The organism is Geobacter argillaceus (assembly GCF_007830735.1).
In the GTDB taxonomy this organism is placed as follows: domain Bacteria; phylum Desulfobacterota; class Desulfuromonadia; order Geobacterales; family DSM-12255; genus Geomobilibacter; species Geomobilibacter argillaceus.
In genome coordinates, this window is the sequence record NZ_VLLN01000015.1 from 1 (window position 1) to 14,625 (window position 14,625).

Here is a 14,625-nt window from a genome sequence, read left to right on the forward strand (position 1 = left end):
ATACCGGCGGCATACGCATTGAGGTGTACCAGATGCTTGGGTAGTCTCATGAGCTTTCTCTTGAACGGCTTCTTCTGCTTCATCACTCCGGCCTCCGCAATAATGATCGGCAAGCCGGAAAGGGGAACTGTCGGATACGGCTCTCTTCTGAACGGGATAGCAGATGCTTCACCAATGACAAAATCGCCAGCTCCCGGACCATGCTAATCGACGGGCACAAGGCACCAGTGTTAAAGCGGCCTCCTCATCCCGGCTGCCAGAGGAACCGTAAATGATCCATAGGAAAACAGCAAGTTACTCTTTGACAAAGCGCTGCCTTGGCAGCGTGGAGTGCTAATCTGATTCTGAAGTGAGAGCGGTGGGGCTGGAGTGGATTTTGAGTTTTGAGATAGCCGGTCAATCACGACAACATCGGCTGACATGTCTAACGCTGCTGCCATGGCGCCTCCGACCAACCGACGGGGAATTAACCTCAATGCCTCAATTTGCTTGATGAGAGAAGGTTTTTGAACAAGGGAGGGAACTGGTCGATACTCTGCACGAATTGAATAAGCTCTCCGTACTCTTCGCGAAGTGCCGTCTGATTCATCGGGTCGCACTCCAGGCCGATGGTCAGGAGGTGTATCCTGTTGCGCCGGCAATAGCGTATGGCGTCGGCGACGCCACAGCCATAGTTGGAGGCGCCGTCGGTAAGATGAATGATAAAGGGGGTCCGTTGCCGCTGCCCCAGCGTCAGGGCGGTGGCAATGATCGCCTCACCGGAAGCGGTCCTCCCGTGCGGCATGACACTGTAGAATTTACCCTGCTGGTAAATTTCGGTTATCCGACAGGTATCCTTCCGTTCGTTGTAGGCGAGAAGTTTGGCCTGCGGATTGAAACTGAGAATGGCCGTAAAGAGTGTCTGGTAGATCAGCTCTGTTTTCGCCCACTTGTTGGGTTCGGCCATGGAGCCGGTGCAGTCGACGAGGAGCACTATGTCGTTGTACAGTTCGTGGTGCGTCTTTTTGAGATTGAAGATGGAGCCGGTGGTCGGTGCCCGGTAGAGACGGGTGCGATCGATCTTCCCCGAAGCCAGACCGCGGCTGTAGGAAATGTTGCGCTGTGCAACCAGTTGAAGAACCGTTCGCAACTTGTAGAGCAATGAGTTGTCGATGTTTTTCTTTGCCGGCATGACGATGTCGTTCCCCTCGACGCGAACCACCTCGCCGAAGTTGACCACGACCGATTTCACCTGTTCGGTGAAATCGATATGCCTTCTCTCCAGATTACTCTCGATCTCGTCAGCAAAACTGAGAAGAGTCGCCTTTACCCCCTCTTTATCCAGGTCTTCCCGAACCATCTCCTCATTGAAGTCAGCGGAGAGAAGAAAGGGATCCTTGCGGTCGGTCGGCCAGAATTTGACCATTTCCAGCAGTTCGTTGAAGATCGAGGCATAACGCTCCAACCGGTATTCGCAGCGCTCGGTAACCGTCGGGAGCGCGGGGCAGGTGGTGATCAGATCGGCCACAATGGAGTTGAGAAGTGCCATCGGTCCGGTATAGAACTGACCGGCTGTGGTCCTGCCGACCATGCCGACCACTGAGTGATCTTCGTACGGTCGTTTGAATGCCTCCTGGTCCGGATCTGTGGCTATGCGCCACCAGATATGGAGCAGTTCGGTGAACGAAGGTGGGTTGATGAAATGCTTTGCCGCCTTCTCGGTCTCCCATTCACGGGCCTTTGCCGCATAGAGGCCGAAAATGCTCCGGTTGGCGATGAGATCGACATAGACCTTCTCGGCGATCTCCAGATAGTGGGTGAATTTGTATGCATAGATCGGGGGGAGATCGAATCTTGTCCGTGCCAGCTTCACAACATGGTCGGTCCATTCGGTCTTCAGATAGGCGCCTCTGACCGCGATGCCGATGGCAATGTCGGCCCGGGAGGCCGGAATCGGATAGCGTCCCATGATCGGCGTCGGGTCAAGGGGTATGCTGTCAGCTTGGCCGGTCATCCCTTCCCATACGACCGATCCACTGTTCCTGCCGACCTGTGTGACCACTTTTCTGATACCGCGCAGCAGTTTTGCCAGCTCCAGCAGTTCAACGGGCGATTTGTCCCTGCGCCAGTACTCGGAATAGCCGGTTTCTCCGGAGATCAGGAACCGTTCACGGGCCCTGCCGCTCTGTTCGATGTTTCCTGACGGGATCATCGGTTCTCTCTGCTTCGCTGGTGCCACGCATGATCAAAAAGGACGTATTCGTTGCTGACGGTCTCGCTGTATCCCTTGTTGACGTGCAGGCCTATGAGGACCGACTCCAGCGCTTCCTGGCTGGTCTGGAGACTGACGGCCAGGGCCTGCCTCAGGCTCGCCCCAACAGCCATCATGTCTCCGATCATGAGAGCGGTTCTTGTCGATACGTCGATTCTGAGGTCAGAGTGGCCGCGCAGGTAGTTGAGGGAAGCCATGATGTCATCGGCCTGGCTAGCGGTAATGCCGGTTTTTTTTACCAGTACCTCTTTTTCCACCTCGTTTGGCAGGTAATCCATCAACAGGAAGTAGAAGCGGTCCCGCAGAGCTGCATCGAGAAGCTCGGTGCCGACGAAATCTTCACCTTCGTTCAGTGTGGCAAAGAATACGACCCCTTCAGCCACTTTGATATGCCCCAGCTCTTCAAGCCATACGTCCCTGCTGTCGGATAGAAGAGAAAACAGCATGTTCAGGGCCTTGGGATGCTCCGGTCGGTTGATCTCCTCAAGGTGGATCACGCTGTTGGGGGTCTGTATCGCCTCAGGGAACAGGAACTGCTTATACTTGGTTTCTCCGGCCTCCAGGGCGTATTCGCCGAACAGCTGGCCTGGCTCTGAAAGTATTCCCACTTGAAATGTGGACAGGGGTTTCCGGTAGATCGCGGCATATTGCCTGACCAACGACGACTTTCCGCATCCCTGTCGGCCAGAGATCAGCACGTTTACCGGCTTGTTTTTCGACAACAGGTGGATTTTTTCGAAAATGTCAGCCAGGTCACTGCTTACATAGAAATAGGGATCTTCCCGGGGTACTGACAGGTTATCGTGTTTGGTGGCTGACATAGCATGAAACCTCGTGGTGGTCTGGGGGGTAGGAGGGAGGCGCCTTGACACCGCAGGACCGGCTCCCTCCTGATCCCCCTGTAGCGGGATGTTCCGAAATCTGGCTCGGTGGCCTTGAGGACAGACTGTTATGCCTGCTTCCTTAGACATGCTCCCGGAAGCTGAGCTTTCCTTCCTCATGTTTGCCGCAGGTCTTATTGTAGACATCGCTCACCCATCTTTTCCACACCCCCCCCATCTGGGTGCGGTTCACCGTGCACTGTCCCTTGACCGGATTGGTGGGGTCGGCTATCTGCCATTTGCAGGTGATACACGGCTTGCCGGTGCCTGTCTCTTCATGCATCATCATTTTTGGACTGCTGTTTTGTGCGGTAGCTGACATGTGGATCTCCTGTCGTGATGTCGGCAGGTTCACTTCGGCGCACCATTGGTGAACCTGCCGACATGGTTCGAGTTTATTGGAGCGGAGAGTTCAGGAATTCATAATCATCGGCCCCGAAGTACTGCTCGTTCCTGGCGATAATGGTGTTCTGGCCATAGGTCGGGATATCCACGAAACGGGCGCTGAACCCCGAAACCCTGACGATGAGATCCTGATGTTTTTCCGGCTCTTTCTGGGCGGCCTTCATCTCTGCAGTGCTCACGCAGTTGAACTGCACATGGGCGATATGGAGCTGCTCCCAGGTGTCCATGTAGGATTTCCAGATGTTGAACCCATGGACACTGCGCATCATCGGGACGTTGAGCCGTTGGTTGAGCAGGTTGGTCTTCTGGTTCTTCTGGATCTTGGCAACTGACTTCAGGACAGCGGTCGGCCCTTTCTTGTCTGACCCCATGTAGGGTGAGATGCCGCCGTCGTCAGCCGCATCGCCGCCGAAGCGTCCGTCCGGGGTGGGCCCGGTACGGGTGCCGACCTCCATGTAGAGGCCAACGGCCTGGCCGACCGGGAGGACCGGCCCGCCGGAGAAATTCGTGACCTTGGCCAGCTCCCCGCCGAGGATGTTCTCGTAGAAATCCTGGATGATGGGGTCGGCGTAGGGGTCGTCATTGCCCCACTTGGGTGCATTCAGGAACTCCTGGCGCATCGCCTCATGTCCTTCCCAGTTGGCATGGAGTGCATCCAGGAGCTGCTGCATGGTGTACTTCTTCTCGTCGTAGATCAGCTTCTTGATGGCGACCAGGGAGTTGGCGGCCACCACGGTGGTGATCGGGTTGTGCCAGCCGTTGGGCTGCTCTGAAAGTTGTACCGAGTCGATCCCCAACTCCATGCAGCCGTCGTCGATGGCGGAGACAAACGGCATCTGCATCACCTGGCACTCGAAATGGCGCATGACGTCCTTGGCACGGATGACCAGGCTGCAGACGTAGGCGTACTGTTTGCGGAAGGCTTCCACCAGGTCCTCGAACGTCTTGAATTCCGAGGCCTTTCCGGTCTTGGGACCGAGCTGCATGTCGGAGTAGGACCAGTCATACCCGTCGTTGAGGGCGATCTCCAGCAGTTTGGCCGGGAACATCGCGCTCCCCCCTTCGGATCTCGTCTTCTGCGTCTTCCTTCTGCCGCATACCCCCGGCGACATGCAGAGCACGTTGGCCCAGCGGTGCGCCTCGTCGTCGGTGACACCGTTGCTGTTCTGGCTGAACTTGCTGAAGAACTTCATCTGATCGACGCCGATCCGGTTGTGCATGATGGAGGGATAGCCGAGACCGTCCCGGACGCACTCGAACACCAGTCGCTTGGTTTTGACCCGGCCCACCGGATCCCATCTGAAGACAATGGACGGCTCGGTGGTGCGGATATTGCGGGCCGCCTCCAGGATGGCGTCGGTCATGTCGCTGCAGGCATCAACATAACCGGGCTTGGTGCCCCCCAGAGTCAGGATGAACAGGTCGTTGGAACCGGGGAAAATTTCCCGGTAGGCGCGGGATTTGCCGGCGCCGTGCTCGGAGATTTTGAGCCGTTCGCACTCCACCAGTTCGACGACATCCTTGTGGGTCATGGGCTGGAAGGACTTGTCTCTTACGCTCATATTATAATACGGCTCCAGCAGTTCATCCTCTTTCTGGGCAAAGCCGCTGGCATAGCGGTCGAGCGCATGACAGATCAGGAAGGCGAACCACTTGGACTGGAAGGCGTCCTTGATCCCCTTGCACGGCTCGGCGGGTACGCGGTGGCAGATCTCCGAGATCTCCAGCAGTTCTTCTTTGCGGGCTGGATTGGTTTCGAAGTTCTCCGCCACGATCTTGGCCAATCGGGCGTGACGGCGGGCCCAGTTGATGACCGCTTCACAGGAAATGATCATTGCCTTCCAGAGGTCGATCTTGGGGATCCAGTCAAGCTGCTTGGTGCCATCCCACGGTGTCTTCTCCATCTCTGCCTGCGCATGGGCGATCTTTTTCCTGGCCATTTCAATCCGCTTCAAGAGGCCATCTTCCAGCACCGTCTCGTAGGGTGGCACGATGCTGTTGTAGCCGGAGGCGAACATGGGGCCTTCCATGGTGCTGACCTGGTACATCCTCGTCAGGTCTATCGGATCGAAGTAGGGCTCGCACTTGGCCTGGATACTGAAAGGCTTCCAGTAGTTGAGGATTTCCTGGGCCTCTTCCTTGGGCTGCGGAGCATAGTCGGTCATCAGGTAGTCCTGCACCGCCATGTAGGCGAGTTCCGGATAGAGCGGAAACATTTCCGGATCTTCCGCATGGTAGCCGATGATCAATTCGTCGTCCTGGAGCACCAGGGTCGAGTTGTCGAGAAGATGAGCCAGCCCCAGCGCCCGGCGGATTACTTCCGGCTTGCCGGCAGTGGCCTTGTGGGACTCGGTAACCAGGCGCATCCTTTCGATGCCGGCCCGCACTTCCTTGTCGATGAATTCACCGGCAGAGGCATGCTTCCAGCGGCATCTCGCCTTGAGTCTCTTGGTTCTCTCCGTGGTCGGCTTGCAGAGGTTTTCGTGCAGCATCTCGTCCGGAACGTTCAGCTCCTCCGGATTTTCCAGCGGGAAATCAATGACCTTGTTTCTGTACTTAATCGATTGAGCTACCGTCGCCATAATGTATCTCCCTTTGGGATTATTTGGACTTCTTGAACGTCGGGCACGAAGGGGTGGCATTCAGTGTCGGTTTGGAAAGCCAGTACTTCCCCTTGGCATCTTCCTTCTGGGTAACGCAATCACCTTTTCCGGGCTTGTAATCACCTGCATTTTCAGGAACGGCAAAATAGAATGAGCAATCTTTACATGTGGCCATCTTGTATCTCCTTTAGTAGGTGTGACAAACATCCTGAAACCGTGGAAATTCGATAATATTTGTTACCGCCGAGTTGCGATCACCCCCTTCCGTCGTAACAAACTCGCCGGGTGTGGCAAAATTTCACGGACGGGTTTCGAGATCTCATCAATGTTCAACGTGTCTGTTTGCGAAATGGTTCCAACCATGCCGCCGATGGTAACTTCGCGAATACCCCTCTGCCTCAGGGCATTGGTCAGGGGGATAAGCTGACGGCTGGGAAGGTCAGGGATTCCCAGGTAGCTGTAGCGACGCCCCAATTGTGCGTACTTGCCCGTTGCATATGAGTGATAGGGGAGCAGGTCGACCCCGGTCAGATGACCGGCAAATCGTCCCAGATACTTCGCGTATGATTCGAAATCATAGAGGGAGTCATTGAAGCCAGGAATGATTGGCAGATGGATACGTACTGCTGCCCCGGAGTGGATGAGCCGTTCCAGATTTGCCAGGACTCTCCGCAGGGAGCCACCGATAACGTGTGTATATTTGGCCGGATCCAGCGACTTGATGTCGACAATGAACAGATCGACGCATTCCAATAACGGCACAATACTGTCCCACTTTGCAGACAGACATGTTTCAATTGCCACGTTGATGTTCTCTCTGGTGTTTAAAATGCGAGCCAGCTCAAGGGTAAATGCAGGATACATGAGCGGCTCGCCACCGCTTATCGTGACCCCGCCCCCGCTGTTAGCATAAAACATCCGGTCTGATACCGCTTCCTCTATGATACTGCTCATATCTATCGATTTACCTACTGCTTCACGTGCACCAAACCGGCATGATGACACACACTCCAGGCACAGAGTACACTCACTTCTATCATTACTTACAGGTTCACTCTGATTCATGGTCTGAGAATGTCTGTAGTTGCTGGATTGACAATTATGACTGCATTTTCCACATGCTGTGCACTTGTTAGCGTGGAAATAAAACTCGCGCTTCATGTTGATATTTTCTGGATTATGACACCAAGGACAGTGCAGAGGGCATCCCTTGACAAAGATGGTTGTTCTTATTCCAGGTCCATCCTGCAAGCTGAATCTCTGAATTTCTGTAATAAGGGGAGTGATCATTCGTGTCTCCTCTGGTAAATTGCTTGTTTGTAGTAGCTGATACTTGCTGGCGCTACTGGTGCGGTACTTTTGGTGGTCAACCATCAAGCTACAGACTCAAACAAGCTTAGTGTCATGTTCGCAACTCAGAAGATTGTCATCTTGTGGCCTAAAAGCATTTGACATGCCAAACAATGTTTTTAAAAATTGCATAGCAGGCATTGCGTTAGTCGTAATAATATGGCAAGACATGAATGTGCCCTGTAATTTCATTATGATATGCTGATATTGTTGGTAGGTTGTGTGGGAATACTGTTATTTTGCCATGCATTTTGTGGATGGCTGGTCAGGTGCGTATCGTTATGGGGACGAGGTGATCTGTGGTATGTAATAGGCTGATAATGTAGGCTTTAATGCATTATTGAGAGAAGCTTTCACAACCAGATAAAGCGATTAGCGTTAGCAATTGCCAATAAACCTGGGTTTTATTAAATTCTAAATCTGATCATTCCTGGCCAGATCTTTTACCAAATAATGAAATATTTGTATTGATGCCAAGCGAAAAGTGTGGAGTGAATGCCCATATGAATCACACATAATCGCGTGCCCACGTCACCCTTAACACACTTGCTAAGAGTGTAACGCCCTGTATTTTGGTGAATAACCAGGGGGTATGTACGGTTTTCCGGGGACGGACATGTTGAGAGTAATTATTGTTTTGCAATTGATAGAAATGAGATAGTATGTTAAAACATTGTTTATTTGCGGCTTTTTGGATTGGTACTGGTAGTGAAACAGACTGTCGGCTGGTCATATTGAAAAAGGGCATTACGGTGAAAAAGAGCAAAAAGCAGATCATTGGAACTCCTTTGACCGATGTGGTCAGTAACAACCTGCGCTCGCACCTGCATTTCTCTTCCGAAACCGGGCAGATATGGCTGCATGAACACCGTATGCTTCTTGTTCATGCCGATGCTCATGCGCAGATGCGCCGTGAGTTGATCGATACCCTTGGCATGGACCGCGCTCGAGGCCTGCTCATGCGCATGGGGTATGCCTCCGGCGTGAGCGATTTTGAACTGACCCGTATCAGCCCGGAGGTGACCAGTGATCTTGATGCTTTCATGGCCGGACCTCTTCTTCATACACTGGAAGGAATCGTAAAAACTACCATCCCGAAGCTTGAGATAGACCGAAAAAAGGGAAAATTCTATGTCGAGGCAATGTGGGAGAATTCTTGGGAAGGACAGGCGCATCTTCGCCATTACGGTGAGTCTTCTGAATGCGTGTGTTGGAACCTGATCGGTTATGCCAGTGGCTATACATCCGCATTCATGGGGCGACAGATTCTGTGCAAGGAGTTTGAGTGCATTTCCAAAGGCGCTAACCACTGCTACATGATCGGTAAACCGGTCGAGGATTGGGAGGATGCAAGCGATTTCGCGCATTTCCTGAACAAGGAGTCAATTGCCGAACAACTCATGGGTCTCCAGACCCAGATCGTACAGTTGCGCTCCGCCATGGGTGAAAAGAAATTACCCTCGGATATTGTCGGCAATTCGCTGAACTTTCTTGGCGCCTATGAATTACTCACCCAAGCAGCAGCGAGTCAGATCACGGTACTTTTGCAGGGTGAGACGGGTGTTGGCAAGGAAGTTTTTGCCCGCACCCTGCATGACAAAGGAAGTCGCTGCAAGGAACCGTTCATCGCCATCAACTGCGCCGCTATTCCCCATGATCTCGTTGAATCAGAACTGTTCGGTGTTGAAAAGGGAGCCTTTACGGGCGCTCTCGTTTCCAGGCCCGGTCGTTTCGAACGGGCTAATGGAGGCACGCTGTTTCTTGATGAAGTTGGTGACCTGCCTCTTTCGGCGCAGGCGAAGCTGCTGCGTGTGCTGCAGGAAGGGGAGGTTGAACGCCTAGGGGGTACAACGACACACAAGGTTAACGTGCGGTTGGTCACCGCAACCAACATTGACCTGAGGCAACTGGTCGCGGAAGGTAAATTTCGATCCGATCTGTATTACCGGCTCAACGCTTTGCAGATCCACATTCCGCCATTAAGAGAACGTAAGTTGGATATCTTGCTACTTGCCAAAAACTTCCTCAAGAAATACTCCGCGATCAATGGCAAGAAACTGCGCGGTTTTTCCGATAAGGCCAAGCTGGCGTTACTGGCTTATCAATGGCCGGGCAACATCCGTGAACTGCAAAACGTTGTGGAACGCGGTGTTATGCTCGCCCCGAACGGCACTCACCTTACGATAAACCATATGTTTCCGTCGTACAACAACGATAGTTCGCTCGAATTCGGACTCGATGCAAAAGGCGGGTTGAGCGACAGCCAGCGGGAAAGCGGCAAAGATTTTTGTGAGGCTATCCTGAGTGGCAAGATAACGATGGAGCAGGCCAATAACATGTTGGCAACAGCCGCCGTAGAAAAGGCTAACGGTAACCTTTCCGCTGCAGCCAGGATGCTGGGGCTGACCAGGCCGCAGCTGGCGTACCGGCTTGAGCACCAGCACGAAAATGTAATCGTAAAATCCACAAGAGCCAGAACAGCATCCAAAGTTTTGTGAACCTTTTAACAAGTAAAACATTTGTGAGTCCCCGTGGAAGGGGCTACTCTGCAGCATCAGAAAAGCAGAATTATAACCTGGGCGAGATTGTCTACGCATCCGTCCTGTCTGGTATTTACGAGCAGATGCGCGACTGAGCACAAGCTTGAAAATCCTCGTGTCGGCGGCTCGATTCCGTCTCTTGGCACCATTTAACGGGAACTTACGATACCGACCGTGAGTGCCCGTTTTTGTTTTGACGCAGATCGAAATCTTGCTACGACCAAGCAATCCTTGCTCTGTCGGCGGAGCCGAGCAATACGCATGACAAGTCATGCTCCATACCGACTGAGCTATCTGGGCGAGGTCTTTAGTGTGGCAATCCTGACTTCCCGCTTCACCTTACTTTCCCTATTCCTTCATGACGCTAGTTTCAGCGATATGTCCATATTCTCATCTGTTGTTGATAGATGGGAAAACACCGAAAACCACCATGTTAAATAATTTTTATGACTTGAAAAAACTTGACACCCCTGGTCGGCTGTGGTACCTATCGACCGTTTTGAAGCCAGGGGGGCCGCGGTCCTCCAATTTTTTGTATGCAGTATACAATTTTTGTATACAAGATATCTAATTTTGACCGGCAAGGGGTGTACGGTGATCAATCTCGATTTAGCCTTTGTCATCCAGTTGATCAACTTCCTGATCCTGGTGCTCATTCTTAACATCTTTCTGTACAAGCCGATCCGCAAGGTGCTTGCCGACCGCAGTGGCGAACTGGCTGCAGCCAAGTCCAGGGCCGAAGCTGTGGACAAGGACGTCCAGGACAAGATGGCGGAGTACGAGTCCAAACTGCGGGCCGTGAAGGGAGAGGCCGGCAGTGAGCGGGCCACCCTGATCAAGGAGGCCCAGGCCGAGGAAGCGTTAGTGCTGGAGAAGGCGCGGAAAGAGGCTGCCGATTCACTTGCCGCCATCAAGGAGCGGGTTGCACGGGAAGCCGCTGATGCCAAGCTTCTTCTGCAGGAGCAGGCCCGCACCCTGTCGCTGGAAATTTGTGAGAAGGTTCTCGGGAGGAGTGTGTAATATGCGGCGGATTTCGTCGATGCGGATTAGTCCTGCTGTTGTGAAGGCAGTTGTCTCGCTCCTGTTTCTCGGGTTCGCCGTAGTTGCCTCTGCATCCGAAGGGGGGGGCGGCGGTCACGGTGGTGCAGCACAGATGAAGGACTTCATGTGGCGGTGCATCGATTTTGCAGCGTTGGTGCTGATTATTGTCTGGGCCATCAAGAAGGCCGACATGAAGAAGTCGCTGGCCGACCGCCGGTCCGGCATCGAAAAGGCCCTGAAGGAGGCCGAAGAGGCCAGGGCCGGGGCCGAGCGGAAGTTTGCCGAGTACAATACCAAGCTGGCCCAGGCCAACAAGGATATAGAGGAACTGCAGGCGAACATCCGCCGTGAAGGGCTTGCCGAGAAGGAGCGGATCATTGCCGAGGCAAAGGCCGGCGCCGCGAAGATCAGTGAGCAGGCCCGCGCCGCAGCCGATCAGGAGGTCCTGAAAGCGAGGGCCGAGCTCCGCAGGGAAGCTGCTCACCTGGCCGTGCAACTGGCAGAGGGGACCCTGAAGGAAAAAATCGAGAAGAACGACCAGGATCGTCTGGTTGGTGAATATCTTACCAAGGTGGTAAATCTAAAGTGAGTGCAAGCGCGATAGCAAGACGGTATGCCAAGGCCCTCGTGCAGCTCGGTGCGGAAGAGGGATCAGTGGAGCGGTTTCACAGCGAACTGACCACTGTCGAGGCCCTGTTCGCTTCCAATCCGGCCCTCGGAGCGCTGTTTGCCAATCCGGCGTATGGCATCGAGGCAAAGCGTGAAATCCTCAAGGATGTGAACGCCAGGTTGACTGCTTCCACGACCATCGGGAATTTTCTGCTCCTGCTCCTGGAGCGCGGCAGGATTGCCGCTCTTCCCCAGATCGTGGCCAGTTTCAGCTCCCTTGCCGACGACCTTTCCGGTGTGGTCAGGCCGGTTGTGACGACGGCCCGGCCACTCGATGAAGCCCAGGTGGCGGAGATCAAGAGCGCCCTTGAGAAAAACACCGGCAAGAAGGTGGCGCTCACGGTGAATGTCGATCCGGCCCTTATCGGCGGTATCGTCACCAAGATCGGTAACACGGTATTTGACGGCAGTGTGAAAACCCAGTTAACTCGGATTGAAGATACATTACAGAAGGGGTGAGACGAACCAATGGAAATCAGAGCCGAAGAAATCAGCGAAATAATCCGCAAGCAGATCAAGGAGTACGGCAAAGAAGTCGAAGTTGCCGAGACCGGCACGATTATCTCGATCGGTGACGGGATCGCCCGCATTCACGGTCTGGACAAGGCCATGGCCGGCGAGCTGCTGGAGTTTCCCGGCGGTGTTTCCGGAATGTGCCTCAACCTGGAAGAGGATAACGTTGGTGCCGCCATCCTCGGTGACTTCGAGGCCATCAAGGAAGGCGACACGGTCAAGCGGACCGGCCGCATCGTCGAGGTCCCGGTGGGCGACGCCCTTATCGGTCGCGTCGTGGACGCCATCGGTCAGCCGATCGACGGCAAGGGACCGATCAACAGCAGCGATTTCCGCAAGGTGGAAGTAAAGGCCCCGGGCATCGTTCAGCGAAAGTCGGTGCATCAGCCGATGCAGACCGGCCTCAAGGCGATCGACTCCATGGTGCCTATCGGGCGCGGACAGCGGGAGCTGATCATCGGCGACCGCCAGACCGGCAAGACCGCCGTTGCCATGGATACCATCATCAATCAGAAGGGTGGCGATGTTGTCTGCATCTACGTCGCCATCGGGCAGAAGCGTTCCACGGTTGCCCAGGTTGTGAGCAAGCTGCAGGAGCACGGCGCCATGGATTACACCATCGTCGTTGCCGCCACCGCCTCGGAGCCGGCACCGCTCCAGTTCATCGCCCCTTATACCGGTGTTACCATGGGCGAGTACTTCCGCGACAATGCCAAGCACGCCTTGATCATCTACGACGACCTCTCCAAGCAGGCCGTTGCCTATCGTCAGCTTTCGCTCCTCCTTCGCCGTCCTCCGGGGCGCGAGGCGTATCCGGGCGACGTCTTCTACCTCCACAGCCGTCTGCTGGAGCGTGCCTGCAAGCTGTCCGACGAGTGTGGAGCCGGCTCCCTGACCGCTCTGCCGATCATCGAGACCCAGGCCGGTGACGTTTCCGCCTATATTCCGACCAACGTCATCTCCATTACCGACGGTCAGATCTTCCTGGAGTCCGACCTGTTCTACTCCGGTGTCCGTCCGGCCATCAACGTCGGTATCTCCGTCTCCCGCGTCGGTGGCTCCGCCCAGGTAAAGGCAATGAAGCAGGTTGCCGGTACGCTGCGTCTGAACCTGGCCCAGTATCGCGAGATGGCTGCGTTCGCCCAGTTCGGTTCCGACCTGGACAAGGCTACCCAGATGCAGCTGGCACGTGGCGAGCGTCTCGTCGAGATCCTCAAGCAGGCCCAGTACCAGCCGGTGCCGGTTGAGAAGCAGGTGCTCATCGTCTTTGCCGCCAACAACGGCTACCTGGACGAGTACCCTGTTCTGTCACTCAAGCGCTACGAGCAGGAGCTCAACTCCTTCTTCGATTCCCGCAAGTCAGATGTTGTTGCCGAACTCCGCGACAAAAAGGCGATCGACGACGATCTGAAGGCGAAGCTGGTTGCCTGCCTCAATGAGTTCAAGAAGGAATTTACTGCCTAATAAGGACGGTCAGCCGTTATGCCAACCCTGAAGAGTATTAAAAAGCGGATCGGATCGGTCAAGAATACCCGCCAGATTACCAAGGCGATGAAGATGGTCTCGGCGGCCAAGCTCCGCCGGGCACAGGAGAACGTCGTCGCTGCCCGTCCCTATGCCGGCAAGCTGGCCGAAGTGCTCGGTCGTCTGGCACAGAACGTGGGTTCGGACGTCAGTCCTCTCCTCCAGGAGCGTCCCAAGGAGCGGCTCCTGCTCATCGTCGTCACCTCGGACCGCGGCCTCTGCGGCGGGTTCAACGCCAATATCTGCAAGGCAGCCGACCGTTTCCTGAAGGGGAATGCCAGGGAGTACAAAGAGCTCTCCGTCATGACCATCGGCCGCAAGGGGTACGATTTCCTCAAGAACCGGCACAAGGTTGTGAAAAGCCACACCAATATCCAATCGAACCTCAACTACCAGACTGCCGCGCTCATCGCCCGGGAGGTCATCGAGTCGTTCGTTGCCGATGAATATGACGAGGTTCACCTCCTGTTCAACGCCTTCAGGAGCGTCATGTCGCAGGACATTACCCTGGACAAGCTCCTGCCGATCACCTCTTCGGCCGGTGAGGAAGAGATGCTGCCGCCACAGTACATCTACGAGCCGTCCCAGGGAGAACTCCTGGCCGAACTGCTCCCCAAACATATCGAGGTGCAGCTGTTCAGGGCACTGCTCGAGTCGGTGGCCGCCGAGCACGGTGCCCGTATGACCGCCATGGACAGTGCTTCCAAGAACGCCAACGAGATGATCAGCAAGCTGACGCTCCAGTACAACCGAGCCCGTCAGGCTGCCATCACCAAAGAGTTGATGGAGATCATCTCCGGCGCCGAGTCGATCAAAGGATAAACAGCGGATTTCATATCCACATTATA

Annotated in this window: 12 protein-coding genes; 6 read left to right on the top strand and 6 right to left on the bottom strand. The window is 54.7% G+C overall.

Annotated features, from left to right (window positions below; genetic code table 11):
- Positions 1-472: 472 nt before the first annotated feature.
- From JN12_RS12380 to JN12_RS12405, 6 genes are all read right to left on the bottom strand, one after another.
- Positions 473-2,191: a vWA domain-containing protein gene (locus JN12_RS12380; RefSeq protein ID WP_145023169.1), complete on the bottom strand. Its 1,719-nt coding sequence runs from the start codon at positions 2,189-2,191 to the stop codon at positions 473-475.
- Entirely contained in the window at positions 2,188-3,072 is an 885-nt protein-coding gene (locus JN12_RS12385) for an AAA family ATPase (protein WP_145023171.1), read from the bottom strand. The genes JN12_RS12380 and JN12_RS12385 overlap by 4 nt, the downstream gene beginning before the upstream one ends.
- A 142-nt stretch (positions 3,073-3,214) precedes the next feature.
- Positions 3,215-3,454: a benzylsuccinate synthase beta subunit family protein gene (locus tag JN12_RS12390; protein ID WP_145023173.1), complete on the bottom strand. Its 240-nt coding sequence runs from the start codon at positions 3,452-3,454 to the stop codon at positions 3,215-3,217.
- A gap of 73 nt (positions 3,455-3,527) precedes the next feature.
- Entirely contained in the window at positions 3,528-6,119 is a 2,592-nt protein-coding gene (locus JN12_RS12395; RefSeq protein WP_145023176.1) for a glycyl radical protein, read from the bottom strand.
- Positions 6,120-6,138: 19 nt separating this feature from the next.
- Positions 6,139-6,315, bottom strand: coding sequence for a benzylsuccinate synthase gamma subunit family protein (locus tag JN12_RS12400; RefSeq protein WP_145023178.1), 177 nt, complete (start codon positions 6,313-6,315; stop codon positions 6,139-6,141).
- A 62-nt stretch (positions 6,316-6,377) separates the two neighbouring features.
- Positions 6,378-7,514, bottom strand: coding sequence for a glycyl-radical enzyme activating protein (locus JN12_RS12405; RefSeq protein ID WP_342795414.1), 1,137 nt, complete (start codon positions 7,512-7,514; stop codon positions 6,378-6,380).
- A 638-nt stretch (positions 7,515-8,152) separates the two neighbouring features.
- Between JN12_RS12405 and JN12_RS12410 the strand changes: the two genes are divergently transcribed.
- The 6 genes from JN12_RS12410 to atpG all read left to right on the top strand — a co-directional run bounded on the left by JN12_RS12410 (position 8,153) and on the right by atpG (position 14,599).
- Complete coding sequence (locus JN12_RS12410; RefSeq protein WP_145023182.1) at positions 8,153-9,988, top strand: sigma-54-dependent Fis family transcriptional regulator; 1,836 nt, start codon at positions 8,153-8,155, stop codon at positions 9,986-9,988.
- 636 nt (positions 9,989-10,624) lie between these two features.
- Positions 10,625-11,050: an ATP synthase F0 subunit B gene (locus JN12_RS12415; RefSeq protein WP_145023184.1), complete on the top strand. Its 426-nt coding sequence runs from the start codon at positions 10,625-10,627 to the stop codon at positions 11,048-11,050.
- Between the two features lies 1 nt (position 11,051).
- Positions 11,052-11,660, top strand: coding sequence for a F0F1 ATP synthase subunit B family protein (locus tag JN12_RS12420; protein ID WP_145023186.1), 609 nt, complete (start codon positions 11,052-11,054; stop codon positions 11,658-11,660).
- A complete protein-coding gene (atpH, locus tag JN12_RS12425; RefSeq protein ID WP_145023188.1) occupies positions 11,657-12,199 on the top strand; it encodes an ATP synthase F1 subunit delta in 543 nt (180 codons plus the stop codon). The genes JN12_RS12420 and atpH overlap by 4 nt, the downstream gene beginning before the upstream one ends.
- Before the next feature lie 9 nt (positions 12,200-12,208).
- Complete coding sequence (gene atpA / locus JN12_RS12430) at positions 12,209-13,717, top strand: F0F1 ATP synthase subunit alpha (RefSeq protein ID WP_145023191.1); 1,509 nt, start codon at positions 12,209-12,211, stop codon at positions 13,715-13,717.
- Positions 13,718-13,735: 18 nt separating this feature from the next.
- Positions 13,736-14,599, top strand: coding sequence for an ATP synthase F1 subunit gamma (atpG, locus tag JN12_RS12435; RefSeq protein ID WP_145023193.1), 864 nt, complete (start codon positions 13,736-13,738; stop codon positions 14,597-14,599).
- Positions 14,600-14,625 lie beyond the last annotated feature (26 nt).

Excerpts from the sequence above, each read along its gene's own strand:
- JN12_RS12380 (WP_145023169.1), bottom strand. The coding sequence starts at position 2,191 with ATGATCCCGTCAGGAAACATCGAACAGAGCGGCAGGGCCCGTGAACGG.
- JN12_RS12385 (WP_145023171.1), bottom strand. The coding sequence starts at position 3,072 with ATGTCAGCCACCAAACACGATAACCTGTCAGTACCCCGGGAAGATCCC.
- JN12_RS12390 (WP_145023173.1), bottom strand. The coding sequence starts at position 3,454 with ATGTCAGCTACCGCACAAAACAGCAGTCCAAAAATGATGATGCATGAA.
- JN12_RS12395 (WP_145023176.1), bottom strand. The coding sequence starts at position 6,119 with ATGGCGACGGTAGCTCAATCGATTAAGTACAGAAACAAGGTCATTGAT.
- JN12_RS12400 (WP_145023178.1), bottom strand. The coding sequence starts at position 6,315 with ATGGCCACATGTAAAGATTGCTCATTCTATTTTGCCGTTCCTGAAAAT.
- JN12_RS12405 (WP_342795414.1), bottom strand. The coding sequence starts at position 7,514 with ATGGTTGACCACCAAAAGTACCGCACCAGTAGCGCCAGCAAGTATCAG.
- JN12_RS12410 (WP_145023182.1), top strand. The coding sequence starts at position 8,153 with ATGTTAAAACATTGTTTATTTGCGGCTTTTTGGATTGGTACTGGTAGT.
- JN12_RS12420 (WP_145023186.1), top strand. The coding sequence starts at position 11,052 with ATGCGGCGGATTTCGTCGATGCGGATTAGTCCTGCTGTTGTGAAGGCA.
- atpA (WP_145023191.1), top strand. The coding sequence starts at position 12,209 with ATGGAAATCAGAGCCGAAGAAATCAGCGAAATAATCCGCAAGCAGATC.
- atpG (WP_145023193.1), top strand. The coding sequence starts at position 13,736 with ATGCCAACCCTGAAGAGTATTAAAAAGCGGATCGGATCGGTCAAGAAT.